Here is a 26531-nt window from a genome sequence, read left to right on the forward strand (position 1 = left end):
ACGGGCGAGCATTCACTGGGAGAAACCATGCAGCGCAGCGCTGAGATTTTCTGGGTATTCCTGCGCCTGGGTTGTATTGCCTTCGGCGGGCCTGTCGCCCACCTCGGCTATTACCGACGCTGGTTTGTCGACGACCGCCAGTGGCTGACAGACGCAGCCTATGCCCAGCTCATGGCCCTCAGCCACATGCTGCCCGGCCCCTCGAGTAGTCAGACCGGCTTCGCCATTGGCCTGCATCGCGGTGGACTCGCGGGCGGCCTCGCGGCATGGGTTGGCTTTACCCTGCCCTCTGCCGTGATCATGATCGCCTTTGGCGTCGGGACGATGGCCTTCGCTGAGCTGGGGAATGCCGGCTGGCTACAAGGCCTTAAACTGGCGGCTATCGCCGTCGTCGCCAACGCCCTCTACGGCATGGCCCGGCAACTATGCCCGGATCGCCCGCGCGCGTTGATTGCCCTCGGTGCCGCGATGGGTGTCTCGTTCATGCCGGGTATCGCAGGCCAGGTGAGCGTTATTGTGGCGGGCGGGCTCGTTGCGCTGCTGATCATGCCCCCACCCAGCGTAAACGACGTCGACGGACCCACTCCCCTTTCCCCGCGTATCGGCATCGTCGCCCTCGCGCTCTTTGGTATCGGCGTGATGTTGGTCGGGCTGCCTGTCCTGGACATCGCACCGGCCTGGGCCGCCCTCTACCGCAGCGGTGCCCTGGTGTTTGGTGGAGGACATGTGGTTCTGCCGTTGCTGGAATCCGGTTTGGTTAACCCCGGGCTCATTGAGGGTGACCGCTTCCTCGCCGGCTATGGGATGGCGCAGGCCGTACCCGGGCCGGTGTTTACCTTCGGTGGCTACCTGGGCACTCAGGCACTGCCTGACATGCCGATCTGGGCCGGGCTGCTTGGCGTGGTCACGCTCTTCGCACCCGGCCTTTTGCTCATGGCGGGTCTGTTGCCATTTTGGGGCCACGTCAGTCGCTATGCGCGAGCACAGCAGGCCCTTCTGGGCATCAATGCGGCGGTCGTAGGCCTTCTGGCGGCGGTGTTATGGGATCCGCTGCTGACCGGTGGCATTCGGCAGCTGAGTGATGCCGGCATTGCCGGGGCCGCGCTAGCGGCGCTATCGCTGGGGCGAGTACCCGCCTATCTGGTCGTCGCCGCCTGCGCCGCGCTCGCTCAACTATTGACCTATCTGCCGAGCGGCTGACTACTGACCGTCCAGGGCGTAACGCAGAACGCGACGCTTCAGCCAGCCCCCTCGATCGGCAAGCCCGATCCCCCAGCCCCGCAGTGGTGCCAACGGACCGATCGGTGCAGTAAAGCCCACGTGGAAGGCGGTCATAGTGGACTGCATCAGCTGATTGTCAGGGCGCCGAGCCCGCTCATAGGCACTGAGCAGCGGTGGATGCGCCAGGGGCAGGCCCAGACGATGCGCCTCGGCAATCTGCTCGGCCAGCGCCCGGGCATCGCGCAGGCCGAGGTTCACGCCCTGTCCAGCCAATGGATGGATGACATGCGCGGCATCACCCACCAGCGCAAGATTACCCCGCCAGTAGCGCCGGGCATGCAGCCGACGGATCGGGAAGCTGGCCCGTCCATACAAATGCGCAATCCGACCCAGCTCAACCGGCATCGCATCTTCAAGGGCGCGAACAAAGTCCGCTTCGGGCAGCGCCAGAAGCTCGCGGGCCTTGGCAGGCCGGACATACCAGACCAGAGAGGCGGCGCCACCGGCGAGCGGCAGCAGGGCCTGGGGGCCTTCGGGGGTGAACCGCTGCCAGGTTCGACGCGCTGCAGCGGGTTCAGGATCGACAGTGGCGACGACCGCATGCTGGCCGTAATCGCCCTCCCAAACCCGGATACCCGCTGCATCGCGCAGGGGCGAGGCCGCGCCATCCGCAGCCACGACCAGGCCAGGATCAAGTGTGCCCTCACCAGCCAGCTCTAAGCGCGGGCCTGAGTCACCCGGCTCGATGTCCAGCGTCGGCGCTGGCGCATCCAGTTGCACGGCGCTCTGCGACCGCGCGACATCGAGCAGGGTCGTCTGAAGATGTTCGTTTTCGATGAACACACCCAGGCGCTCAAGCCCCAGCTCTTCCGCACTGAAATGCAGCCGGCCGGATCCGCTGACATCCCAGGTCAGCACCTCGTCAAAGTCTGCCAACCGCCCGGGCTGTAGCGCCGACCAGGCGCCGATCTCTTCGAGATAACTGATTGAGCGTCGATTCAGTGCCGACACCCGGAGCCGAAGTGGCTCATCGCCTGTGAGGGGTTTCGGTGGATGGGCCTCGAGTACGCGCACCGGAATGCCGCGGCGGCCCAGATCGACAGCCAGGGCCGCGCCAACCATGCCTCCGCCTACCACCAGTACGCCGTTGGATTCCATGCGATGGCTCCTATCGATTCACTGACAGGATGCCACATCGCGGCCCCGGCCGCAGCGGTTTAAGGGGCGTCAGCCCCCTGCTCTAACACCGTTAATAAAACCCCTCTGAGATCCGCCAGCGAGCCCAACGGGGCCGCCGCGCCCTGCGGACCCGGGGAGAACCCCTGCGCCTCAAAATCCGCCAGCAGCGATGCATCACTCGCAATGATGTGCACCGGCACCGACCGGGACCCGGCGTCACCCGTGATCAAAGGCGCCGGCTGATGATCACCGAGCAGGACAAGGACACCGTCATCCAAATAGCGGGCCGCCCATTCACCGGCGGTCCGCAGCGCATAGTCGACGGCCTCGGCATAGTGCCGGCGGATGCGATCACGGTCGCCCCAAACCGCTGCCGGTGAGGGGCCTGCCTCGGCGTAGCGCTGGAAAACCTCGCCATCACCCAGGGTATCCCAGTCCAATCGCTCCAGAATGGGTGTCCAGGGCGCATGACTGCTAATGAGGGCGAGTTCTGCAAACACCGGTTCATCGGATGAATGGCGCACCTGATTTTCGAAGTAATGCCAGGTGTATTGATCCGGCATGGTCACCCAGTTCAGCGCCGGTCCCGCGTAGTCGATCCGGGCATCATCATGAATCTGGTCATATCCCCATTGCTTACCCGCTGGCCATGGCTTGGTGATCGCGGGCATCACCGCCACGCTGCGATAGCCCTCGCGCTCAAAATCATCGATCAGCGACGAGCGCCCCTCGGCAAGGAAAAGGTCATAGCGGATTTGACTGTCGAGCCACAGGCCACTAAGTGCCGTCCCGTGGGCAAGCCACGACTGCCCGCCCTGCACGGGTGAGTCGAAATGACCCGTCACCACATCAAGCCCGGCCGCCTGCAACTCGTCATCGAGCGCCTCAAGCGCTGCGGTACCGATCGCCTGATAACGCGCATCGGTGGTCATGACGACACCATAGGACTCGACAAAGCCCATGATGACGTCACGGCCCGCCAGCCGATCGAGCGAGACCCGAGACGGTGGCAAGTCGGCCAGGCGCTCGGGAAAGCGACGATGTTCCCAGGCGGTCGCCGCCGTGCGCGCGACCTGGTCAGTCAATCGGATGGACAGCGGCGCGTCGATGAATCGATCAATGGCGGGCACCTCGCGCCAATGTCCCAGCGTGAGCCCGACGAGCACCAGGCAGAGCCCCAGACCCTGGATCCCGGCGTGCCAACGCATCGCCACCAGCCCCGTCAGCCAGCGGCTGAGCTGCCAGGCGATCAAAACGACCATGGCGGCCGCCAGGCCCAGCACCAACCAGGCCAGCGGCTTGCCGATCGCACCGCGCAGGAGGTGCTCCACAGAGGCCGCCAGCGGCAGGTCAATGTAGAGGTTGAGCGGTCGGCCCAGGGCCCAATAAGTCCCCAGATCGGACAAGGCCAGCGCGAGTGTCACCAGCAGCAGCACGACCACGGCAGGCGCAAGCCAGCGACCCAGACGGCCCGGCACCAGCAGCAAGGCACCGGCAAGCACCAGAGACTCGGTCGCGAGGGCAGGCTCGGCCATGCCGCCGTACGGCATCAACCATTCCGGCAGCACCAGCAAAGCGTTCATCACGACCACGCCAATAACCAATCGGCGTAGCCAGGCAGCGGTACTGAGCGCGCGCACCGGGATCACCGGCGGGGCACCATGGCTTTATTGCAACTTCTGCCGCAGCCGTGCTGTCGATCCCTAGCGGTGGCAACGGTGAACGGAGACGTAATGACGGAGCACGGACACACTTCCTGGCGCCTGCACGAGCCAGGTTTGGCAATGCGTCGTCTGCTCATGGTGTTACTGGTCTCCCTAACAGCCGCGGTCGGCATAAGCGGCATGTTAACCGTTCTGGGTCCCGACGGACTGAGCGCCATCGATTGGGTGGTGCTGAGTTTGTTTTTCATCACTTTCACAACAACCTGTCTGTGGTTCTGGACCGCAATCATCGGCATTGTGCTTCGCAGTGCCCAACTCCATCCCGTCACACTCGGCCCTGAACACCCGGATGCCGAGGATGCGCCCGGTCTGGCGCCAACGGCGATTGTCATGCCGGCCTTTAACGAAGACATGGAAGCGGTCGCACACTGCATCACGGCGACGTGGCGGTCACTGGAAGCCACCGGCGAGACCGAGCCTTTTGATTTTTTCCTGTTGAGCGACAGCAGCGATCCCGAGCGCCAGGCCACCGAAGCGCGCACCGTCTCCAGCTTACGGGCCAGGCTGGGTACCGGTATTCGACTGTACTATCGCGCACGATCAGCGAACCACGGGCGCAAACCGGGCAATATCCGGGATTTCTGTGAGCGCTGGGGCGGGCACTACCGTTACATGATCGTGCTGGATGCCGACAGCCGCATGACCGGCACGTCGCTCCTCACCCTGGTGCGGCGCATGGAAGCGAACCCCCAGGCCGGGATACTCCAGACTGTGCCGCTACCCGTAGGACAGCGCACCGTCCTGGGCCGCCTACAACAGCTGGCCGCAAGCCTGCATGCCCGCAATCTGGCCGCCGGACTCGCATTCTGGCAAGGCAATAGCACCAACTATTGGGGCCACAACGCGATTGTGCGCTTGAGCGACTTTCTCGACTGCTGCGGTCTGCCGCCTCTGCCGGGTGAAGCGCCACTGGGCGGTGACATCATGAGCCATGACTACGTTGAAGCCGCTTTGATGCGGCGGCATGACCGCGGCGTCTATGTCCTCTCGGAAATCGAGGGTAGCTACGAGGGGATGCCAGGTAACCTGGTGGATGACCTCAAGCGTGAGCGACGCTGGTGTCAGGGCAATCTCCAGCACCTGCGGTTACTGTTTCGCCCCGGCTGGCGGCTCATCAGTCGGCTGAACTTCCTGGTGGGAGCGCTGGCGTATGTTAATGCGCCGCTATGGTTGGCGCTGGTCGGCCTGGGCGTTGGCGATGCGATCATTGGTACCGAGAGCGTGTGGCTCGCCGCCGCCGGTGTTCAGGGCGGCGCCGTCCTCCCCCTGGTCGGCCTGACCGTGGCTCTGCTGTTTCTGCCCAAATTACTCAGCATTGCACTGGCGGCCTATCGTGAACCAAGAGGTGCCTACCGGCGGCATCTGCTTGTCGCCTCTGGCGTGGAGATGGTGTTCGCGCTTCTAAGGGCCCCCGTGATGATGGTGCTTTATGCCCTGTATGTTGTTCGAATTATCAGTGGACGCCCGGCTGGCTGGAGCCCACAACTGCGCACCCAACGCACGATTCCGCCACACCTTGCCATTCAACTCGGCCTGCCAATGGCCTGTAGTGCGCTGCTGACTGCCGCGCTCATCATCACGGCGGCTCCCGCTTTCCTGCCCTGGCTAATCCCCGTTCTGCTGGGCCCGCTTCTCTATCCTGGCCTGCTGTACTGGACCAGCCTGAATGCCCCCGCGTCCTGGCTGCCTTCAACGCCGGAAGAACATGCCGGGGGGGTACCGATGAACCGCCGCATCCACCCGGATCAGCGCCGGGCCGGCACGGAAGCGTCATCAAAGCCCGTTGTCCCCGCGGAGTGCTTTCAGCCGATGCCGCTTCAGCCGCTCTCCGGCTGAGCGACGGACGGCGCGTCAAGGGGGCCATCCGGCGCCTCGTCGTGCCCGCGCAGGGCAATGGCCGTTGCCTCCTCGACGTGCTCGATCCAGTGAAACTCAAGGGCGTCACGGGCCGAGGCAGGGATGTCCTCGAAGTCCTTTCGGTTACGGGCGGGTAGCAGCACCGTAGAGATTCCAGCCCGGCGGGCGGCCAGCACCTTTTCCTTGATGCCGCCGACCGGGAGCACGAGGCCACGCAGGGTGATCTCACCGGTCATGGCCACATCTTCTCGAATACAGCGGCCAGACATCAGCGAGACCAGAGCGTTGTACATCGCCACACCCGCACTGGGCCCATCCTTCGGGATAGCGCCCGCCGGGACATGCACATGCACATCATCCGACTGCAACGCTTCCGCGTCGATACCGAGTTCTCCTGCCCGCGCCTTGATCAGGCTCAGGGCGGTCTGCGCGCTTTCCTTCATCACATCGCCCAGCTGACCGGTCAGCACAAGGCGGCCGGTACCGCGGGAGCGATTGGCCTCGATAAACAGGATATCTCCGCCGACGGGTGTCCAGGCCAGTCCAGTTGCTACACCGGGCACGCTGGTGCGCATGGCGACCTCACTCTCGTGCTGTGGTGCACCGAGCACCTCGTGGAGATCATCGGCATCCACCCGCGCCTGCTCGATCTGACCCTCAGCGATACGCACCGCGATATGACGGGTTACCGCACCGAGCTGACGCTCGAGCTGACGGCAACCCGCCTCGCGGGTATAGCTTGACACGATGCGCTCGAGCGCTGCGTCGGTAACAGCCAGCTGCTCCGCTGTCAGCCCGGCATTGTCCCGCTGGCGATCCAGCAAATAGCGCCGGGCAATCTCCACCTTCTCCTCTTGGGTGTAGCCGGGGATTTCGATCATTTCCATGCGATCGCGCAGTGGCCCGGGGATCTGATCTGGCACGTTGGCTGTGGCGATAAAAAACACACCACTCAGGTCAAAGGGCATGCCCAGATAGTTGTCCTGGAAGGTGCCATTCTGTGCCGGGTCAAGCACCTCAAGAAGAGCGGCGGACGGATCCCCCTGAATGCCGCCACCGAGCTTGTCCATCTCATCAAGCATCAGCACCGGGTTACGAGAGCCGGCCTTGTGAATGCTCTGGATGACCTTGCCCGGCAACGCGCCAAGATAGGTCCGACGATGGCCCCGAATTTCGGCCTCGTCATGGACACCGCCCAGGCTTGAGCGCATGAAATCACGGCCAGTGGCCCGAGCAATACTCTGCCCCAGCGATGTCTTGCCGACACCCGGCGGGCCAACGAAGCACAGAATCGGGCTGCGACCCTGTGGGTTGAGCTTGCGAACGGCCAGATGCTCGAGAATCCGACGCTTCACCGGCTCCAGGCCGTAATGATCCGCATCCAGAATCTCCCGAGCCCGCGCAATATCGATATCTTCAGTCCGCTCGGTCGACCATGGCAGCTCAAGCAGCCAGTCAATATACGTGCGCAGCATCGAGTACTCGCCCGCGCCCTCGGGCATCCGCTCGAGACGCCGCAACTCCTTTCGAGCCTGTTGATCGACCTCTTCGGGCATCTGGGCCGCGTCGATCCGACGCTCGAGCTCGCGAATCTCCTCGCCCTTTTCATCACTCTCACCCAGCTCTTCCTGGATGGAGCGCAGCTGTTCTCTCAGCAGCGCCTCACGCTGGCGCTCCGACATCGTCTCGTGCGTTCGTTCGCTGATTTTCTGCGAGAGCTTGAGCACCTCAACGCGATAATCCAGCAGCGACAGCACCCGCTCGAGTCGCGTCTCGATGTCCAGTGTCTCCAGCAACTCCTGGCGCTCAGCGCTTCCCAGGTCAAGATACCCGGCGACGGAATCGGCCAGCACCCCGGGCTGCTCGATACTGCTCAGCGCGCCAGCCAGCTCCTGGGGCGCCTGCGGCAACAGCTCGAGCGCCTCAAGCGCCTTTTCGCGAAGCGCCAGCATGCTGGCATCAATCTCCGGGCCCGCGGGCTGGACTTCCTCAATGCGCTCGACCCGGCCAACCGGGAAGGGATAGTCCTCCAGAAACTCTTTGACCCGGAAGCGCTCGACCCCCTGAAGTACCAGGTGATGATGACCTTCGCGGCCGCTGACGAATCGCATGACACCACCGACGCACCCCACGTCGTAGAGATCATCCGGACCGGGCTCTTCCACACTTGAATCGCGCTGCAAGAGCACACCAATGGGCTGGTCATGCTGCACCGCCTGGCGGGCCGCGAGCACCGACTGCGATCGCCCGATGCCCACGGGCACCACCATGTTCGGGAACAAGACCATGTTGCGCACGGGCAGCAGAATCAGCGCATCGTCCGGCAGCTTGGGGATCACCAGGCTGCGAGATGGGGAAAGGGTGGCCTCGCTTTGTGCGCCGTCGTGGTTTTCCGTCTCGGTATCAACCGTATTCATCAAAACCTCCATGCCAACGGGGAAATCCCGGTGCGAATACAGCAGAAATGGAGGCGGCCTGGCGGGGATTCAAGGCACACGCACCGACCCGGAGATGTACGATGCTGAAGCGAGTGCATCGGCAAGGTAGCGACCCATGACAGACCGAGCCATCGTCAACGCCAGCTGGATCATCAACCCGGGCGGCGCGGCACCCGCCCTACCCGACGCGAGCATGATCGTCCGGGACGGATTCATCGCGGAGATGGGCCCGGCCTCTGAAATCAACACCGACGGCCTCGAGTGCCTTGATGCGCGTGGTCTGGTCCTGATACCCGGGCTCGTTAACACCCATGACCATTTCCTGGAATGTCTCACCCGGGCGTTACCCGGCGCGCAGAATGCCGGACTGATGGACTGGCTGAAGACCCACAACCCGATTTGGTCGACGGCTACGCCCGAGGCACTGCAAATCGCCACGCAGATCCGCGCGGCCGAGCTATTGCTCAGCGGTTGCACCACCACCGCGGATCACAATTACCTGTGGCCGAATGGCTGCGCGGTCGATGACCAGGTTGAGGCGATGCAGGCAATGGGCCTGCGTTTTCATGTAGCCCGGGGGTCGACCACGATTGGAGCTTCCAATGGTGGCCTCACGCCGGACGCCGTTGCCGAGGATGAGCAGCAGGTGCTCAAAGACAGCGAGCGCGTCATTCAGCGCTACCATGACTCCTCAGCCGGGAGTTTCCTGCAAGTGGTGCTCGCCCCCTGCTCACCCTATTCGGTCAGTGAAACGCTCATGCGGGAGACAGCGGCATTGGCGCGATTCCATGGCGTCAGACTCCACACCCACCTCGCCGAGGGCCAGGATGAACACGCGTTTTGCCTCGAACAGTTGGGCAAGACACCCCTGGCGCATATCGAGGCACTTGGCTGGCTTGCCGAGGATGCCTGGTTTGCGCACATGATCACCCTTTCGGAGCCAGAGATCGTGCGACTGGGCATGAGCGGCTGCGGCGTTGCTCACTGCCCGTGCTCAAACATGCGACTGGGCAACGGCATTGCACCCATTCGGGCCATGCTGGCCCGCGACGTGCCAGTTGGCATCGGGGTGGATGGCGCGGCCTCCAATGATGGCGGACATCTCCTCGCGGAGACCCGTCAGGCCATGCTGCTCCAGCGGGTCAATCAAGGGGCGGCGGCCATGAGCGCCGAGCAGGCCTTGACGCTGGCAACCCGTGGTGGGGCCAGCCTGCTCGGCCGCCACGACATCGGTGAGCTCGCACCCGGCATGGCCGCTGACATTGCCGGCTATCGACTCGATGCCCTTGAGATGGCCGGGGGTGCCGTCCATGACCCCCTGGCCGCCCTGGTATTTTGCCCCCCGGCACGAGCCGACCTGGTCGTCATTGGCGGCGAGGTGCGCGTCCAGGCGGGTGAATTACTCGGTCATGACCTCGGGGCACTGATCGCCCGGCACAACACCATCGCCCATGCCCTGGTCCGTCCGTAGCCGGGGGGTGATATTCTGGACGTATTCTGTTTTTTTGTGAGGCGCCCCGAACATGAGTGAGAGCGTAAAAACCGTCCTGCCAGAGTCTGAACTGCCTCGGCATTGGTACAACATCAACGCCGATCTGCCTGTTCCGCTGGCCCCGGTACTCCATCCGGTGACCCATGAGCCGGTGGGCCCGGACGACCTTGCGCCGCTGTTTCCGAGGGCGGTCATTGAACAGGAGATGAGCACCGAGCGCGACGTGGACATCCCCGAGCCTGTGCGTGATGTCTATCGCCAATGGCGCCCATCACCGCTGTATCGGGCCCGTCGCCTGGAAAAAGCCCTGAATACGCCCGCCCGGATCTACTATAAATACGAGGGCATCAGCCCTGCTGGCAGTCACAAGCCGAATACGGCGGTTGCCCAGGCATTCTATAACCAGGCTGAAGGCGTCAAGCGCATCACCACCGAGACAGGCGCCGGGCAGTGGGGATCATCGCTTGCCCTGGCTGGGGCCATGTTTGGTCTGGACATTGAAGTGTTCATGGTCAATGTCAGCTTCCATCAAAAGCCGTACCGCCGCGCATTCATGGAAAGCTTCGGGGCGCAGTGCATTGCCAGCCCCAGCACACTGACGGCGGCCGGTCGAGCGGTCCTCGCCGAGCATCCGGATTCAACAGGCAGTCTGGGGATTGCCATCAGCGAAGCGGTCGAACTCGCCGTGCAGCGGGATGACACCAAGTACGCGCTCGGGAGCGTATTGAATCATGTTCTGCTGCATCAGACTGTCTCGGGTCTGGAGGCGATGCGTCAGCTCGACATGCTCGATGACTACCCGGACAAGGTCATCGGCTGCACCGGGGGTGGCTCTAACTTTGCCGGTATTGCCTTCCCGTTCCTCGGCGAGCGTCTGCGCGGCGGCCCGGAGACGGACTTCATTGCTGTCGAACCGGCCTCCTGCCCCACGCTCACCAAAGGCAAATTCGCATATGACTGGGGCGATACCGGGCATCTCACGCCGCTGACCAAGATGCACACGCTCGGATCTGGCTTCGTGCCGCCCGGCTTTCATGCAGGCGGGCTGCGCTATCACGGCATGGCGCCGCAGATCAGCCACCTGACCGACTTGGGCTATATTCAGCCGCGATCCTACGGGCAGCTCGAGTGCTTTGCCGCCGGACTGGCATTTGCCCGGGCAGAGGGAATTATCCCAGCGCCCGAGGCGAACCATGCCGTTAAGGCGACAATGGATGAGGCCATTGCCTGCCGGGAATCCGGTGAGTCAAAGGCGCTGCTGTTCAATCTCTGCGGCCACGGCCACTTTGACATGCAAGCCTACACCGACTACCTCGCCGGCCATCTGAAGGAAGAAGAGACGAGCGCCGCAGAGCAGTCCATGGCGCTTGCCGGGTTGCCCGGGGTTTAGTGCCGCGCGGCGCCGAGGGCGATGGTCACCCAGGCCGGCAGGCCATCCGCCAATCGATAGTGGATGCGAAACCGCTCACGGCGCTCAGCGAGCAGGCCGGAGGCCGTAAGCTCTCCCAAGGACCGTCGCGTCTCGGTAATTTCCAGGGCTAGGGCGGCCGCCAGCTCTTCGGCATCCAGCTCACCGGCCTCATGCAGGCTGGTAAGCATTTTCAGGCGCCCCTCATCGCTGATTATGCGATGGAATTCGGCCCCGCGCAGCGTAACGGCCAGTGCAGATGCTTCCGCGCCCATGATGGTTCTCCTGTATGCGTTTAGCGGATTGTTGCCCGGCGCATGTGACAGGAATGTGAAGCAGGCGAGAAAATGGCGTCCCCAACGGGATTCGAACCCGTGTCGCCACCTTGAAAGGGTGGTGTCCTAGGCCGGCTAGACGATGGGGACGTTGGCTAGGCAGACGCCGGATAATAGGCAGTTCGCCGGTTATCGTCAATAAGCAGATGGTGGAGCCAGGCGGGATCGAACCGCCGACCTCCTGCATGCCATGCAGGCGCTCTCCCAGCTGAGCTATGGCCCCTTTTCGGCAAGAGGCGCAGTCTAGAAACCGCACCCTGCCCTGTCAAGCGCCGTCCTGAGCCGCCGCCCATTCCGCGGCGCGGTTGATGCGCGCAAGCGTCGTCTGGCGCCCGAGCAGGACCAGCGTGGCATCGATGGGCGGTGACACCGGCCCGCCCGACACGGCCACACGCAGGGGTTGCGCCACTTTACCCATCTTGAGCTCGTGCTCCTCGGCTACGCCCACCACCGCCTGGTGAATATCCTCGGCCCGCCAGTGCTCCAGGGCCTCCAGCGCGCCGACCAGGGCTTCGAGAATGGGACCGGCCCCGGCGAGATGCTTCCGCGCGGCCTTTTCGTCATAGCGCGCCGGCATCTCATAGAAAAAACGGCTGTTCTCGGCCATCTCCACGAGGGTCTTGCTCCGCTCTGCCTGGGCCTCGACGATGGCCTCGATATCCGGTGCACCCTCAGCACCGGGGTCAATTCCCAGCGCGCCGAGATGCCCCGCAAGGTGACGGGCTACGTGCGCCGGTGGCAGCGTCTTCATGTAGTGCTGATTCAACCAGTCCAGCTTGGAGGGGTTCAGACTGGAGGCCGAGTGGTTAATATCCGCAATATCGAAGTACTCGATCATCTCATCAAGGGTAAAGACCTCCTGATCGCCATGGGCCCAGCCAAGGCGCACCAAGTAGTTAATGACGGCCTCCGGTAGATAGCCGGCATCGCGGTAGTCCGTCACGCTGGCCGCACCCGTGCGCTTCGACAGCTTCTTGCCCGCCTCGTCCAGAATCATTGGCACGTGCGCATAGACCGGCGGCTCGACGGCCAAGGCTTTTAAGATATTGCTCTGCCGGGCGCTGTTATTGAGATGATCATCCCCGCGGATCACGTGGGTGATCTCCATGTCCATATCATCCACGACCACGACGAAGTTATAAGTGGGTGTGCCATCCCCGCGGGCAATGATCAGGTCATCCAGCTCGGCGTTGTCAAAAATCACTTTCCCTTTGACGCGATCATTGACCACCGTATGCCCCTCATGGGGCTGGCGAAAACGGATAACCGGCTGGCCCTCAGCATCCGCTGGTGGTTCGGTCAATTCCCGGCAGCGCCCGTCGTAGCGGGGTTTTTCCTTGCGCGCCTGCTGATCAGCCCGCAGCCCTTCCAGTCGCTCCTTCGAGCAGTAACAGCGGTAGGCGGTACCCTCCTCGAGCATGCGGTCAATAACCGCCCGATACCGCTCAAAACGATGCGTCTGATAGAGCGGTCCCTCGTCATAGTCCAGGCCCAGCCAGCTCAACCCCTCAAGAATGGCGTTGATGGCCTCAGGGGTAGAGCGCTCCAGATCGGTGTCCTCGATGCGCAATACGAAGCGTCCACCGTGACGCCGGGCATAAAGCCAGCAAAACAGCGCCGTGCGGGCACCACCAATGTGCAGGAAGCCAGTGGGACTAGGCGCAAAGCGAGTGGTAACGGTCATGACAGCCTTCGGTGAATAAAAACGCCCTAGTGTAGCCAGTGCCAAGGGTGATCGGCCAGCCGCGCCCGGCCAAACGCCATTCAGACGCCGCGTTGACACCCCACGGGGGAGTTTCTAGACTTGCGCCTCGGTTGGGCGGTTAGCTCAGCGGGAGAGCACTGCCTTCACACGGCAGGGGTCGCTGGTTCGATCCCAGCACCGCCCACCAGTCTTTGCCTCTGACATGTCAGGGCATCCCCACCTGAATTAGCCCAAGCCCGCAGGAGCCATTCCGTGGAGTACCGAAAACTCGGCAACACCGATCTCAATGTCAGCGCCCTGTGCCTGGGCACCATGACCTGGGGCAAACAGAACACGCAGGACGAGGCATTCGCACAGCTCGACTACGCGCTGGAGCGCGGCATTAACTTCATCGATACCGCCGAGATGTACCCCGTCCCTCCCGAGACAGAAACCCAGGGCGCCACAGACATCATGATCGGCAACTGGCTCGCCGAGCGCGGCTGTCGGGACCAGGTCGTACTGGCCACCAAAATCGCGGGACCGGGTCTGGGCACGGTACGTGGCGGTCAGGGTGATTACAGCCGAGCTAACATCGAGACCGCGGTGAATGAGTCCCTGCAGCGCCTGCAAACCGATGTCATTGATGTTTATCAGCTTCACTGGCCAGCGCGAAACAGCAATTTCTTTGGCAAGCTCGGCTACCAACCGAACGCAGATGAGGCTGACCCCGTCCCAGGCATGCTGGAGGTGCTCGAGTCACTGCAGACCATGGTGGACGCCGGCAAGATTCGCTATGTAGGTCTGTCCAACGAATCGGCCTGGGGCACCATGAAGTTCCTTGAGTTGGCCGAGCGCCACGGTCTACCGCGGGTGGTGAGTGTCCAGAACCCCTACAATCTGCTGAACCGGAGCTACGAGGTTGGTCTGGCTGAGGTCTCAGACCGCGAGCAGGTCAGCCTGCTGCCTTATTCGCCGCTCGCCTTTGGCGTTCTGAGTGGGAAATACCTGGGTGGCGAGCAACCCGCCGATGCGCGGCTTACCCTGTTCGACCGGTTTACGCGCTACACCAAGGACCCGGGCGTTCGTGCCACAGCGGCGTACGTCAATCTGGCACGCGAGCATGGACTCGACCCCGCACAGATGGCCATCGCCTGGGTGACCGCGCAGCCGTTCGTCACGAGCAACATCATCGGTGCGACGACGATGGAACAGCTTGCTGCCAACATCGACAGCGCCGAGGTCACCCTGACCGACGAACTGCTCGAGGGCATTGAGGCGATCCACGCCGAGGCGCCCAATCCCTGTCCTTAAGGGCCAAAGGCTCGAATTGCGAGTTAGAAAAACCGGACGAATCTGACCTGCGCATTATCCTGTAGCTGCAGGTCTGACCGGTCATCAACCGTGCTTTTGTAGCTTAAGTTGATCCGGGTCCGGGGTGACAGCGCCACAAGCGCCCAGAGCCCGTAGCGCTCGCGATTAATGGATCGACTCCAGTCGCCCCCGCCTACCCGAGACGCCCCACCGCGATCTGCATAGAGGCTGACGGCCAGAGAAATCGCGGGATGGGCCCGCCAGGCCAGCGCCATCTGATAGCTGAAATACGGTTTCACCTCGAGCCGTGCGGGTTCAGCAGGTTCCGAAGTGCCGGGTGCGAACCGCGCGCCGATGAACCGATCGTTGTCTTCAAAAAACATGGCGTCTGCCGCCAGGCTCCAGTCGAAGCGCTTGCCGAGCCGCTGATGGAACGCGGCCTGCACGACGCCCGCGAATCGGTTGTTCCCTGGGTTGAGGTTAAAGCCAAAGGTGCGGCTGGCATCATAGCGGCCAGTGGGTACGACCGCATAAGCGGCCACACCGACAAAACGGCCAATTTCCCGGTCGGCGTACGGCCAAATCGCAGCCGCAAGTGCGAGATCACCCACGCCCTCGCCTGCCTCAAGATCAACACCGGTCACCGATTTGTCGTCGAGGTCTCCGCCCAATTCAAGGGCAACGTAAGGCAGCGACGCGTAAAAATAAGCGGGTGTTTCACCGAACTGTGCCGAGCGCCCGAGGCGTACACTGGCGTTGCGCCGATCGACTCGACTACCCAGCGTATTCTGACCATCCAGCGTCACATCGCCCTGAAAACTGCGATGACCGATCTGCAGGCTGGCGCCGCGGATATCCGCAGGCGGCGCAACGACATCATAAGGCGCCAGATCAACGGCACCGACGGGGATCGCCAAACACAGCAGAACGATGGAAACGATGGAACGTGCGTACAAGTGAGGTCACTCAAATTGAGGATCAACGTTTATATACCCGAAATCCGTGCATCTGTCACGCAGTGCTCTCCGCCGGCGCGGCGGCGGCAGCTGTCGTCTGACCCGCAAAGTGGTCAATAATGTGCTGCACCAGCGCTTCAACCGCGGCACCGCGCGCGGGCATTCGCAACAGCAACACCTCGTAATCACCGAGCGCGCTGAGCCCGCCTTCCTCTTCCTCAATCATCCGAATCGGTGATTTCACCAGGCTACGAGGGAAAGGCGTAATCGCAATGTCCTGCAGCACAGCGGCCTCCTGGGCACCGGTATGCTCGCAGGTGTAAGCGATTCGGTAACGCAGCCCCGAACGGTTCAGCGACGACAAGGCCATTTGCCGCCAGGCGCAGCCTCGATCGGCCACGGCCAGAGGCAATGGGGTCCGTTGCAGTGCGACACCGCCCTCACGGCCAGCCCACACCAGCGGTTCCCGGTAAATCGCCTCCGCCCGCGCATGCGGTCGCTGGCCGGCCTCGGCAATCATCAACACCACATCCAGTTCACCGATATCGAGCCGACGCATCAGATCTGGGCTGCGCCCCACCCGCACGTTAACCTGAACCGCAGGATAGTTCCGGCTGAACTGCGAGAGCACACCGGGCAGCACCCGCGTACCCAGATCATCCGGCGCCCCCAGCCGCACCGTACCGCCGACCTGGGGCGAGAGAAACTGACCGACTGCCTCGTCGTTCAGCTCCAGGAGCTGGCGGGCATAACCGAGCATTGTTTCCCCTTCCGGTGTCAGATGCACTTGACGGGGTTCGCGAACAAACAGGGCTCGCCCCAGCATCTCTTCAAGGCGCTTGATCTGCATGCTTACCGCTGAAGGTGTACGAAAAACCTGCTGCGCCGCGCGAGTAAAACTCCCGGTCTCGGCGATGGCCACAAAAGTCCGCAGGACCTCAATATCCAGCAACGGCAGCCCTTGAGGCGAGTTCGGCGAATGCGTGCTTGCCATGGCTCCTGGTCCAATATCGTTCAACAAGATTGATTGTAAAGTTTATTCTTTTTCGATTGTGTGAACAAACCGAAATATTGATAATAATCACCAGATAGCGTCATTAAGCTGTCATTTGATGTCAGGCACTAACCATCACGGAGGACTTTCGGCCATGGCAGCTCAGAATCATCGACAGGGCGAGACAATGAATTTAACTGATCGCCGCGGACAGAAAGCACCCGGGATTTACATGCCGGCCATGCCGCCCATGGGCCTCCATCGGGCGATCAGTCGGTGGTTGCGTGCGCGGCGCCGCAATACCCGCGGCCAAGACCTGCGCGGCCTTGACGAGCGCCTGCTGAAAGATATCGGCGTGCCGGCGCGGCGTCGGGCCGACCTGACCGAGCGTCAGCTCAGCGCGTTCTACGAGCAGCCGCTCGGCCGGGCACAGGGGAGCTACCGCATGGGTGAGCCCGCTGAACAGCACGCAACTCGGGCGCGCCCTCCCCGCGACACCCGCCAGTAAGGCCCAACGCTCAATCAGCGTAACTGCGACGAAGCCTGTCGAATGACAGGCTTCGTTGTCTTGTGCACGGCGCCCGGATAGCCGAGCATTAACCTCATGTCGATGAAATTGCTCGCGGTTGGTGATCTGCACCTGGGCCGGTTACCCACCCGACTCCCCGAATCACTCGGTTTGCCCCTTCAGGAGCTAGCGCCCGCTGGCGTCTGGGATCGAATCGTTGACTGCGCGTTGCAGGAACGCGTCTCAGCCGTCCTTCTGGCGGGCGACATTGTTGAATCCGATGATGATTTCTTCGAGGCGTTGCCCCGCTTGCGAGTTGGCATCCAGCGCCTGAGCGACGCAGGCATCCGCGTCCTTGGTATTAGCGGCAACCACGATGGCGAAGTGCTCCCCTCACTTGCCGAGCAGCTTCCCGCCTTCGAGCTCATCGGTGCGGGGGGCAACTGGCAGTCCATCACATTGACTGATGGCGGCGAATCGGTGGATCTGTGGGGCTGGTCGTTCCCGGCCATCCACTATGACGCTAACCCGCTCAGCGCTTTTCCTGGCCGGCAAGACAGTCGACTCACGCTCGGACTACTGCACTGTGATCGTGACCAGGCTGGCAGCCGCTACGCGCCGGTGACCGGAGCAGATTTAAAAGACACCGGCCTGGATGCCTGGTTACTGGGCCACATTCATCAACCCGACACCCTGGGACTCGACCAACCGATCGGCTATCTCGGCACCGCCTCACCACTGGACGCCAGTGAAACTGGACCCCGTGGCCCCTGGCTGATCACCATCGCAAACGGCCGCCTGACGGACTGGCGGCACTGCCTGTTGGCCGCACTCCGCTGGGAGCGGCTAGACGTTGACTTGACCGGTGTCGACGAGCGCTCGGGCGTTGATGGTCGCCTGGTCGAGGCCCTGGAGCGGTTGGCGGGCGAACTGACCGTGACGCCTGCACAACCCAGAGCGGTTGGATTGCGATTGCGCTACACCGGAACCAGCGACATTGTCTCCGACCAGCTGCCCGCAGCGCTCGGTCGTGAGGCGGTCTCCGGTCTGCCAGGGGCTGAGCACATCGCCGCTTTTGTGGAATCGACAACCGTCGATCTGCGCCCCCGCATCGATCTGGCAACGCTGGCAGAAAGAGAAGACCATCCCGGGCTTCTGGCCCGACGTCTACTGATCCTTGAGCGATCCGCGGAGGACCCTGAACGACAAGCGCTCATCGACAGCGCCGTGACCCACGTTAGGACGCTCGCCGATAACAGCCAGTGGCGACGCTTGGGCACGCCCCCTGAGGGGTCAACTGAAGTGGCCGGTCAACTCTGCCAGGCGGGTCAGGACGCACTGCGGGCCATGCTCAACCAGCAGGCCGACACGGAATGAAACTGACACGACTTGAAGTCCACCAGCTGCCCGGACTGCCAGCGGTGACCGTGGAGGATTTTCGGGCTGGTGTGAATTTTATTGTCGGTGACAATGCCATCGGCAAGAGCAGTCTCATCCGCGCGCTGCACAGCGTGCTGTTACCCGCTGGTGCACGCCAGGCGTCGGCCATCGCCGTTGCCGCTGAGTTCGACCAGGGGGATGATCACTGGCGTGCGGATCGCGCCGGCACCCAGGTGGACTGGAGCCTGAATGGACAGACGGCCGAGCCACCGCCGCTGCCAGCACCCGAGGCACTGCACTGTTACTGGCTGAGCGCGCAAAGCCTCCTCACGCCTAATGAAGCCGATCAGCAGGAGCTCTCCCGCCGGCTGCGTCAGGCCCTGGCCGGCGGCATCGACCTTGGCGCCGTTCGAGAGACCCCAGGTCTTCGACGCGTCCAATTCCCCCAGCGCCTGCACGGTGAGCTGGACGAAGCTCGAAGCGCGCGACGCGCCCAGGAAAGCGCCTACCGGCAGCTGGAGGCTGAGCGACACCGGTTGCCAGAGCGCCGAGCCGCCCTTGACCAGGCACGGGCTGCCGGGGACAGGGCCGATCGGCTCGAACAGGCATTAGCTGTCGCTGACCTCCACCAACAGCGGCTTGAAATCGATCGCCAGCTCGAGGCATTCCCCACCGCCATTCTCGCCATGAAAGGGGATGAGCTAGAGCGGGCGGATGCGCTGTCGAGCGCGATGGCCGAGTCTGAACAAACACTGGCTCAGGCCGAGCGCACGCTGGGCCAAACCGAGCAGGCGCTTCAAGCAACCGGTCTCCCGGATCAGCAACCGACCCGTGCCCAACTGGAAAGCCTGCGCCTGGCGCTCCAGCACCTGCGTGACCGGGAGCAGGCTGCCGAGCGGGCCACCCTTGCCCGCCAGCGGGCCGAGGCGGTTGCCGATGAGGCCTACGCAGAACTTGGCGCCCATGCACCAGGCGACGTGCGCGTCACGCCTGGGTTTATCGACACGCTCGAGGAGGCGATTCGCGAGCGCGAGATCGCCACGCAGGCCCTCGCTGCCCATGAGACCCGATCCAACACACCCTATGCGGTCAAGCCCTGGCTGCAGGGCGTCCTGCCGGTAATTGGCGGTGGTGTTGCGACGCTGGGCGGACTGATTGGCCCCAGCCCGATCGCACTCATTGGCGGTGGCCTGGCGCTGCTTGGGGGGTTGCTGGCCATGATGTGGACGCGCTGGCGATCGCCGGCGGCAGACAACGCGGGCGGCGCGGCCCTGAAGACGGCGGCTGATCAAGCCAGCGAGCGCGTCAAGCGACTCTTAATCGAGCAAGGCATCGAACCTGACGCGCTCGAGAACAGCGGTATCCCCCGCCTGCTGCGCATTGGCCAGCGCCTGGACCAGGCAAAAGCGGATCAAGCCGGCGCCCAGGCAGAAGAAACGCAATCAAGAGAAGCGGCCGAGCAACTGCGTGAGCAATTTGTCGGGCATCTGAGCGCATGGGTGCCTGTCGAGCGCGACGACCTCGAGGCCCTGCAGGCAACGCTCGAGGATCTGGTCAATCGATCTGACGAAGCCGCGACGATCCTGCGGACGCGCGCGACCGAAACCGAGCGGGCATCCGCTGTGCGGGAGACGCTGGAAGATCAGCAGACCTATCAGACAAAGCTCTACCAGGCGCTGGCACTCAACCCGGGCGATCGCGCGGGCCTCGAGCACAAGCTGGCACAGCACAGCGAGTTTCAAGCACTTAAAGCGCAGCAAGCCGAGCTCGAGGCCCGAGAGCAGGAGCGAGCCCAGCAGCTTCACGCTCACCCGGCGCTCCTGGAACAGGCCAGAGCCCATGAGACGGAAGTGCTCGCGTCCGCCCTGGCCGAGGCCAGGCTGGAGGCGGAGCGCGTTGAGCCGTTACACGCAGAAATTGCCCAAATCGAGGCGCGGCTATCACAAACCGGCAGTGACGAGGCGCTCGCTGAGGCGATCACCCGAGAGCAGCAGCTCACCGAGACACTCGCGGATGCTCGACAGGCCCACCAGTATCAATGCCTGGGCGACTGGTTACTGAGTGATGTCGAGACGGCCTATCGTGAGCAACATGAGCCCGCCCTGATTGAAGATGCCCGCGCGCGCTTCGAGCGATTCACGCGCCATGAGTGGTCATTGTCCGTCAACGAGGCCCATGAGCTAACCGCCAGAGATCTGCGAAGCGGCGCCTTACGCCCCCTCGATGAGCTCTCCTCGGGCACACGCATGCAGCTGCTGCTTGCCGCACGAGTTGCCTGGGCCCGAGATCAGGAGCGTCAGACCACACCGCTGCCGCTGGCACTGGATGAGACCCTCAATGCAAGCGACCCCGCCCGGTTCCGCGCCGCGGCAGAGAGCCTGGCGCAGTTGGCGGCAGAGGAAGACCGACAGATCCTGTACCTGACCGCACGCCCAGAAGACCCGCTGCTCTGGGAATCCACGACAAAGACGCCCGTCCACACAATCGACCTTCAGCAACACTTGCAAGGGAAGCCGTTCGCGGCACCCTCCACGCCGATACCCGCGCGGCCAGCCATCCCCGAGCCGGGCGATGAACCGCCCCAGGCATACGCCGAGCGCCTGGGCGTGCCCGCCATCAACCCGTTACAGGATGCCGGTGAGATTCATCTTTTTCACCTGTTTCAGGATCACCTCGATGTGCTGTACGACTTGCTGGCGAACTGGGGCATTGATCGGCTCGGGCCGGCTGAACGGTGGCTGCAGAGTCCAGCTGCCCAACACCTGAGAGAGAAGGCCACCTGGCCTGAGACACTCTCGGCCCGCATCCGTATGGCTCGGACCTGGGCGACCCTCGCCCGCCAGGGCCTGGGCCGGCCCGTTGGGCCAGAGGCCATTGTGGAGAGCAAAACACAGAGTGTCGCGATGGCCGAGCGGATCGCCCGCGTCGCGCAAACCTGCGAAGGCCAGGCCGATCAGCTGATTGCCAAGCTGCGCAAGGGTGATGTCCCGAATCTGCAGAAAACGCGAATCGACGCCCTCGCCGACTGGCTGACCGAGCATGATTACCTGGATGCCCGCGAGCCGGCCGACGCCATGACCCTGGCCGCCGAGCTGGCCGGTCAGTTCGGGCACCGCGACGGACCAACCGAGGCCCAGCAAGTAGCAGCCTGGCTTGCCAGCGGCGCAGGCCGCTAGACGCGTTCACCCCTGACGTCGCACTGAGACTCACCGTATAGTAGCGCGCATGGCCGAAGACGCTCCGCACACACCCATGATGCGTCAGTTCCTGCGCATTAAGGCAGAACACCCGGATGTTCTGCTTTTTTATCGCATGGGTGATTTCTATGAGCTTTTCTACGACGATGCCCGCCGGGCAGCCGGGCTTCTCGATATTACGCTGACCCAGCGCGGTGAATCGGCGGGCGCACCGATCCCTATGGCCGGCATTCCCGCGCATGCCTATGAGGGCTATCTCGCACGTCTCCTTGCCCGCGGCGAATCCGTCGCGATTTGCGAGCAGGTCGGCGATCCCGCCAGCAGCAAAGGGCCGGTTGAGCGGCAAGTGGTGCGGATCGTCACGCCCGGCACGCTCACGGATGAGGCGCTGCTCGACGCGCGACGCAGCAATCTTCTGACAGCAGTCGCCGGCTCGGCAGCACAATGGGGACTGGCCACGCTGGAATTGGCGGCCGGGCGTTTCAGTGTGACTGAAGGCACGGGTGAAACCGCGCTGGCTGCCGAACTGGAGCGCCTGGCGCCCGCTGAACTGTTACTACCCGATGACCTACCGGATTCGGCTGCCTGGACGGCTCGGCGCGGCCTCACTCGCCGACCGCCCTGGCACTTCGTGCATGACGCCGCAACACGAACGCTGACCGAGCATTTCGGCACCCGTGACCTCAATGGATTTGGCGTCGCCGACATGCCCCGAGCCATCGCGGCAGCGGGCGGGCTATTGCAGTACGTCCGTGACACTCAGCGTGCCGCCCTACCGCATATCCGCCACCTGGGCGTGGAGAGCAGCGACGAGGCGATCATGATCGACGCCGCCAGTCGTCGAAACCTCGAACTGGAAAACAATCTGGCGGGTGGCCGCGAGCACACCCTCGCAGCCGTCCTCGACACCACGGTCACGGGGATGGGCAGCCGACTGCTCCGGCGCTGGATCAACCGGCCACTCCGCGATCACGGCGAGCTGCTTGCCCGACAGGCGGCGATTGGGGCGCTTCTGCCCGGCGGCCTTCACGCGCCCCGCGACCTCCTGCAGCGATGTGCCGACATCGAGCGTATTGCCGCCCGCATCGGCATGCGGACCGCCCGCCCCCGCGACCTGACCGGTCTGCGCGATACGCTGGCCTGCCTGCCCGACCTCCATGGCGCCCTCGCCGCGTTCACCGATCCCCGGCTGCAAACCCTGACGGCCGCCCTGACACCCCGGCCAGCCGTTGCCGCGCAGCTTCAACGCGCCATCGTCGAGCAGCCTCCAGTCATCCTGCGCGATGGCGGTGTGATCGCGGAGGGCTACGATGCTGAACTCGATGAACTGCGGGGCCTCTCCCGTAACGCGGATGGCTTTTTGCGTGATCTTGAGCAACGTGAACGCGAATCAACCGGCCTGTCCACGCTCAAGGTGAGCTACAACCGGGTCCATGGCTATTACATCGAAATTAGCCGTGGCCAAGCCGATCAGGCTCCAGAGCGCTATATCCGTCGCCAGACATTAAAGGGGGCCGAGCGTTACATCACGCCCGAGCTCAAGGAATTTGAAGACAAGGTGCTCTCTGCGAAAGAGCGCGCGCTGGCTCGGGAAAAGGCCCTGTACGAATCGCTGATCACCGCACTGGCCGAATCGCTCGAGGACTGGCTGGCCCTCGCCGAAGCGCTGGCGGAGCTCGACACCCTCACCACGCTTGCCGAGCGCTCCGCCACCCTGGGTTACCGCGCACCGGTTCTCGATAGCGAACCCGGCATCGAACTCACCGCCGCGCGCCACCCGGTCGTGGAGCAAAGCCTTGACGCCCCCTTCGTCCCCAATGACATTGCGCTCAATGAGCAACAGCGCATGCTGGTGATCACGGGCCCGAACATGGGGGGCAAGTCCACCTACATGCGCCAGATCGCGCTGCTGACCCTCATGGCCCATATCGGCAGCCATGTGCCAGCGGATGCGGCCCGGTTCGGGCCCATCGATCGTATCTTTACCCGCATTGGCGCCTCGGATGACCTCGCAGGCGGTCGATCCACGTTCATGGTCGAAATGACCGAGACGGCCAACATCCTCCACAACGCCACGCCTTCAAGCCTGGTTTTGCTCGATGAAATCGGCCGTGGCACCAGTACATTTGATGGCCTGGCACTGGCATGGGCAACGGCCGAGGCCCTGTGTGGCCAGATCGGTGCGTTCACGCTTTTTGCCACGCATTACTTCGAGATGACCGCCCTGCCGGCGCAGTACCCGAGCGCGGCCAATGTGCATCTGCAAGCCGTTGAACACGGCGAGCGAATCGTCTTTCTGCATCGCGTCCAGCCAGGAGCTGCCAATCAAAGCTATGGCTTGCAAGTGGCGGCACTCGCTGGCGTACCCGACGCGGTCCTCACGGCGGCGCGCCAGAAACTGACCGAGCTTGAACAGGGCGACGGCGGCCCGCCGCAGCTGCCGCTGTTCGCGGCCCCGCCGGCCGAGCCACCTCCCCAGCCAGCGATGGACGGCCCAGAGCGCGCGGTGCTTGAAGAGATTGAGGGCCTCGATCCAGATGCATTAACGCCCCGAGACGCGCACGCACTGCTCTATCGCCTACGAGCACTTGCGAAACCCCATGAGCGGTAGGTTGATGACGGGCCTCGTCACGCCTAATCTCACACTTCGATCTTCCACCGAATGCCGGAGACCCCATGACCTACGTTGTCACCGAGAACTGCATCAAGTGCAAGTACACGGACTGCGTCGAGGTCTGCCCCGTGGACTGCTTCCACGAAGGCCCGAACTTCCTCGCCATCGACCCCGATGAGTGCATCGACTGCACCTTGTGTGAGCCAGAGTGCCCGGCGGAGGCCATTTACTCCGAGGACGACCTACCAAGCGAGATGGCGCACTTCCTTGAGCTCAACGCCGAGCTGGCCCAGAAATGGCCTGTCATCACCGAGATGAAAGACGCCCCGGCGGATGCCGAACAGTGGGATGGGGCACCCGGCAAGCTGGAATACCTTGAGCGCTAACGCCGCTGTCGCCTATCCGCGCGGATGATGCTCGGCGTGAAGGGTTTGTAGCCGCGCCCGAGCGACGTGTGTGTAAATTTGCGTGGTCGACAGATCACTGTGGCCAAGCAGCATCTGCACCACACGCAGATCCGCCCCATGGTTGAGCAAGTGCGTAGCGAACGAATGGCGAAGCGTGTGCGGTGACAGCGGCTGCTGGATGCCCGCAGACACCGCATGCCGCCGAATCAAATACCAGAAGGCCTGGCGTGTCATGCCCGTGCCACGCGCCGTAATAAACACCGCCCGCGTCTTCGGGCGCGCACTCAACGCACCGCGAAACTGCTCCAGATAATCAGCGAGCGCATCCTGCGCCTGCTCTCCCAGTGGCACCAGACGCTCTCGGCCTCCCTTGCCCGTTACCCGCACCACACCCTGGCGTAGATTGACCTCGTCGAGTTGCAGGTCCACAAGTTCTGAGACCCGCAGTCCGGTCGCATACAACACCTCGAGCATACAGCGATCCCGACGGCCCATGGGGGTGTGCTCGTCCGGCGCAGCAAGCAGGCGGTCAATATCCGATTCGGTCAGGGCACCGGGCAGCGGCCGGTCCGGTTTCGGCGCATCAACCCGTGCGGTCGGATCCTCTGTCATGGCGCCCTGACGAATCTGATAGCGATAGAAACGCCTGAGGCTCGACAACAACCGGGCGCTGGTCCGACGGCTGGCACCACCTGCCACCCGTGCCGCCAGATACCCCATGACGTCCGCCCGGCCAGCCTCAAGCAGGTGGTGGCGACCGCGGCGTTTCAGCCAGGCATCAAAGCCCTGCAGGTCGCTGCGATACGCTGCGAGCGTATTCTCCGCCAGCCCTCGCTCCATCCAGAGCGCGTCCAGAAAACCCGCCACGACGGCGGGCAATTCTGCCACCTCAGTCGCCCTGGGCTCGTGAACCGGCATACGGATTACTCCTCGTCCCCATCCGTCGCCGGCGGCTGGGACTGGGGCTGGAAGGGTGCCCCACCGGTCTGAAGGGCCTGGGGACTAAGGTGCTTCAGAAGATCCATCGGCACCGGGAAGACGATGGTCGAGGCGTTGTCCACCGAAATATCACTCAGCGTTTGCAGATAACGCAGCTGGATCGCCTGGGGATTGCCCGAGAGCACGTTCGCTGCCTCATAGAGCTGCTGTGAGGCCTGGTATTCACCCTCGGCATGAATCACCTTCGCGCGTCGATTACGCTCTGCCTCGGCCTGTCGCGCAATCGCCCGGATCATCGACTCATCCAGATCGACGTGCTTGATCTCAACATTGGCCACCTTGATACCCCAGGCATCGGTCTGGGTGTCGAGAATCTCCTGGATATCAGAGTTGAGCTTGTCCCGCTCGGAGAGCATCTCATCGAGATCGTGCTTGCCCAGCACCGAGCGCAGCGTCGTCTGTGCAAGCTGACTGGTCGCCGCGCTGAAGTCTTCGACATGAATAACGGCGCGCTCCGGGTCAACCACGCGGTAATACAACACCGCATTGACCTTCACGGTAACGTTATCGCGGGAGATCACATCCTGCGAGGGGACATCGAGCGTCACCAGACGCAAGTCGACCTTAACGGCCTGCTGGATCAGCGGAATAATTAACCGGAGCCCAGGCCCTTTAACTTTCCAGAAACGCCCGAGCAAAAACACTACGGCTCGCTCATATTCCCGGAATACCCGGAATGCTGCGATGACAATGGCTGCCAGGGCAGCGACGACAATCAATACCGGTATGGTCATTCGATGGCCTCCCGACCACTGTGTACAAAGACGGCGTTGCCTTTGTGACAAGCAGGCCGCAGTGGGGTTCGACCCACTGCGGCCTGGCCG

19 protein-coding genes and 3 tRNA genes are annotated in these 26531 nt (G+C 63.3%); 11 read left to right on the plus strand and 11 right to left on the minus strand.

Annotated features, from left to right (window positions below; all coding sequences use genetic code 11):
- The first annotated feature begins 27 nt into the window (after positions 1 to 27).
- Entirely contained in the window at positions 28 to 1200 is a 1173-nt protein-coding gene (gene chrA / locus SPISAL_RS05740; protein ID WP_016353532.1) for a chromate efflux transporter, read from the plus strand.
- On the opposite strand, the gene SPISAL_RS05745 is transcribed toward chrA, so the two are convergent.
- Both SPISAL_RS05745 and SPISAL_RS05750 read right to left on the minus strand, forming a co-directional pair.
- A complete protein-coding gene (locus SPISAL_RS05745) occupies positions 1201 to 2379 on the minus strand; it encodes an FAD-dependent monooxygenase (protein WP_016353533.1) in 1179 nt (392 codons plus the stop codon). It abuts the gene before it with no gap.
- Positions 2380 to 2438: 59 nt separating this feature from the next.
- Positions 2439 to 4040, minus strand: coding sequence for an alkaline phosphatase family protein (locus tag SPISAL_RS05750; RefSeq protein ID WP_144060393.1), 1602 nt, complete (start codon positions 4038 to 4040; stop codon positions 2439 to 2441).
- A gap of 93 nt (positions 4041 to 4133) precedes the next feature.
- Here SPISAL_RS05750 and mdoH point away from each other — a divergent pair, with 93 nt between their 5' ends.
- Positions 4134 to 5960: a glucans biosynthesis glucosyltransferase MdoH gene (mdoH, locus tag SPISAL_RS05755; protein ID WP_016353535.1), complete on the plus strand. Its 1827-nt coding sequence runs from the start codon at positions 4134 to 4136 to the stop codon at positions 5958 to 5960.
- Here mdoH and lon read toward each other — a convergent pair.
- A complete protein-coding gene (lon, locus tag SPISAL_RS05760; RefSeq protein WP_144060394.1) occupies positions 5942 to 8398 on the minus strand; it encodes an endopeptidase La in 2457 nt (818 codons plus the stop codon). The genes mdoH and lon overlap by 19 nt on opposite strands.
- A gap of 136 nt (positions 8399 to 8534) precedes the next feature.
- Between lon and SPISAL_RS05765 the strand changes: the two genes are divergently transcribed.
- The gene (locus tag SPISAL_RS05765) at positions 8535 to 9890 is read left to right on the plus strand and encodes an 8-oxoguanine deaminase (RefSeq protein ID WP_016353537.1); all 1356 of its coding nucleotides are present in this window, start codon (positions 8535 to 8537) and stop codon (positions 9888 to 9890) included.
- 52 nt (positions 9891 to 9942) lie between these two features.
- Complete coding sequence (locus SPISAL_RS05770) at positions 9943 to 11301, plus strand: TrpB-like pyridoxal phosphate-dependent enzyme (RefSeq protein ID WP_016353538.1); 1359 nt, start codon at positions 9943 to 9945, stop codon at positions 11299 to 11301.
- Here SPISAL_RS05770 and SPISAL_RS05775 read toward each other — a convergent pair.
- The 4 genes from SPISAL_RS05775 to gltX form a co-directional block, all read right to left on the minus strand.
- Positions 11298 to 11594, minus strand: coding sequence for a helix-turn-helix domain-containing protein (locus SPISAL_RS05775; RefSeq protein WP_016353539.1), 297 nt, complete (start codon positions 11592 to 11594; stop codon positions 11298 to 11300). The genes SPISAL_RS05770 and SPISAL_RS05775 overlap by 4 nt on opposite strands.
- 73 nt (positions 11595 to 11667) lie before the next feature.
- Positions 11668 to 11744, minus strand: a tRNA-Glu gene (locus SPISAL_RS05780).
- A 57-nt stretch (positions 11745 to 11801) separates the two neighbouring features.
- Positions 11802 to 11877, minus strand: a tRNA-Ala gene (locus SPISAL_RS05785).
- 42 nt (positions 11878 to 11919) lie between these two features.
- Positions 11920 to 13338: a glutamate--tRNA ligase gene (gltX, locus tag SPISAL_RS05790; RefSeq protein ID WP_016353540.1), complete on the minus strand. Its 1419-nt coding sequence runs from the start codon at positions 13336 to 13338 to the stop codon at positions 11920 to 11922.
- 133 nt (positions 13339 to 13471) lie between these two features.
- Between gltX and SPISAL_RS05795 the strand changes: the two genes are divergently transcribed.
- Positions 13472 to 13546: transfer RNA gene (locus SPISAL_RS05795), tRNA-Val, on the plus strand.
- Between the two features lie 65 nt (positions 13547 to 13611).
- A complete protein-coding gene (locus tag SPISAL_RS05800; RefSeq protein WP_016353541.1) occupies positions 13612 to 14652 on the plus strand; it encodes an NADP(H)-dependent aldo-keto reductase in 1041 nt (346 codons plus the stop codon).
- 23 nt (positions 14653 to 14675) lie between these two features.
- Here SPISAL_RS05800 and SPISAL_RS05805 read toward each other — a convergent pair whose 3' ends face one another.
- A complete protein-coding gene (locus SPISAL_RS05805; protein WP_016353542.1) occupies positions 14676 to 15608 on the minus strand; it encodes a transporter in 933 nt (310 codons plus the stop codon).
- Positions 15609 to 15663: 55 nt separating this feature from the next.
- Positions 15664 to 16602 carry a LysR substrate-binding domain-containing protein gene (locus tag SPISAL_RS05810; RefSeq protein ID WP_016353543.1) on the minus strand — a complete coding sequence of 313 codons (939 nt, stop codon included), beginning with the start codon at positions 16600 to 16602 and terminating at the stop codon, positions 15664 to 15666.
- A 154-nt stretch (positions 16603 to 16756) separates the two neighbouring features.
- Here SPISAL_RS05810 and SPISAL_RS05815 point away from each other — a divergent pair, with 154 nt between their 5' ends.
- The 5 genes from SPISAL_RS05815 (at position 16757) to fdxA (ending at position 24687) form a co-directional block, all read left to right on the plus strand.
- A complete protein-coding gene (locus tag SPISAL_RS05815; protein ID WP_016353544.1) occupies positions 16757 to 17110 on the plus strand; it encodes a hypothetical protein in 354 nt (117 codons plus the stop codon).
- A 96-nt stretch (positions 17111 to 17206) separates the two neighbouring features.
- Positions 17207 to 18487 carry a metallophosphoesterase family protein gene (locus tag SPISAL_RS05820; RefSeq protein WP_016353545.1) on the plus strand — a complete coding sequence of 427 codons (1281 nt, stop codon included), beginning with the start codon at positions 17207 to 17209 and terminating at the stop codon, positions 18485 to 18487.
- Positions 18484 to 21666 carry an ATP-binding protein gene (locus SPISAL_RS05825; protein WP_016353546.1) on the plus strand — a complete coding sequence of 1061 codons (3183 nt, stop codon included), beginning with the start codon at positions 18484 to 18486 and terminating at the stop codon, positions 21664 to 21666. Before SPISAL_RS05820 ends, SPISAL_RS05825 begins: the two co-directional genes overlap by 4 nt.
- A gap of 49 nt (positions 21667 to 21715) precedes the next feature.
- On the plus strand, positions 21716 to 24298 hold the full coding sequence (gene mutS / locus SPISAL_RS05830; protein ID WP_016353547.1) for a DNA mismatch repair protein MutS: 2583 nt from the start codon (positions 21716 to 21718) through the stop codon (positions 24296 to 24298).
- A 65-nt stretch (positions 24299 to 24363) separates the two neighbouring features.
- On the plus strand, positions 24364 to 24687 hold the full coding sequence (fdxA, locus tag SPISAL_RS05835) for a ferredoxin FdxA (RefSeq protein WP_016353548.1): 324 nt from the start codon (positions 24364 to 24366) through the stop codon (positions 24685 to 24687).
- A gap of 12 nt (positions 24688 to 24699) precedes the next feature.
- Here fdxA and xerD read toward each other — a convergent pair whose 3' ends face one another.
- Both xerD and SPISAL_RS05845 read right to left on the minus strand, forming a co-directional pair.
- Positions 24700 to 25626: a site-specific tyrosine recombinase XerD gene (xerD, locus tag SPISAL_RS05840; protein ID WP_016353549.1), complete on the minus strand. Its 927-nt coding sequence runs from the start codon at positions 25624 to 25626 to the stop codon at positions 24700 to 24702.
- A 5-nt stretch (positions 25627 to 25631) separates the two neighbouring features.
- Positions 25632 to 26441, minus strand: a complete 810-nt coding sequence (locus SPISAL_RS05845; RefSeq protein WP_016353550.1) for a slipin family protein — start codon at positions 26439 to 26441, stop codon at positions 25632 to 25634.
- Positions 26442 to 26531 lie beyond the last annotated feature (90 nt).

It is taken from the genome of Spiribacter salinus M19-40, assembly GCF_000319575.2.
GTDB lineage: Bacteria > Pseudomonadota > Gammaproteobacteria > Nitrococcales > Nitrococcaceae > Spiribacter > Spiribacter salinus.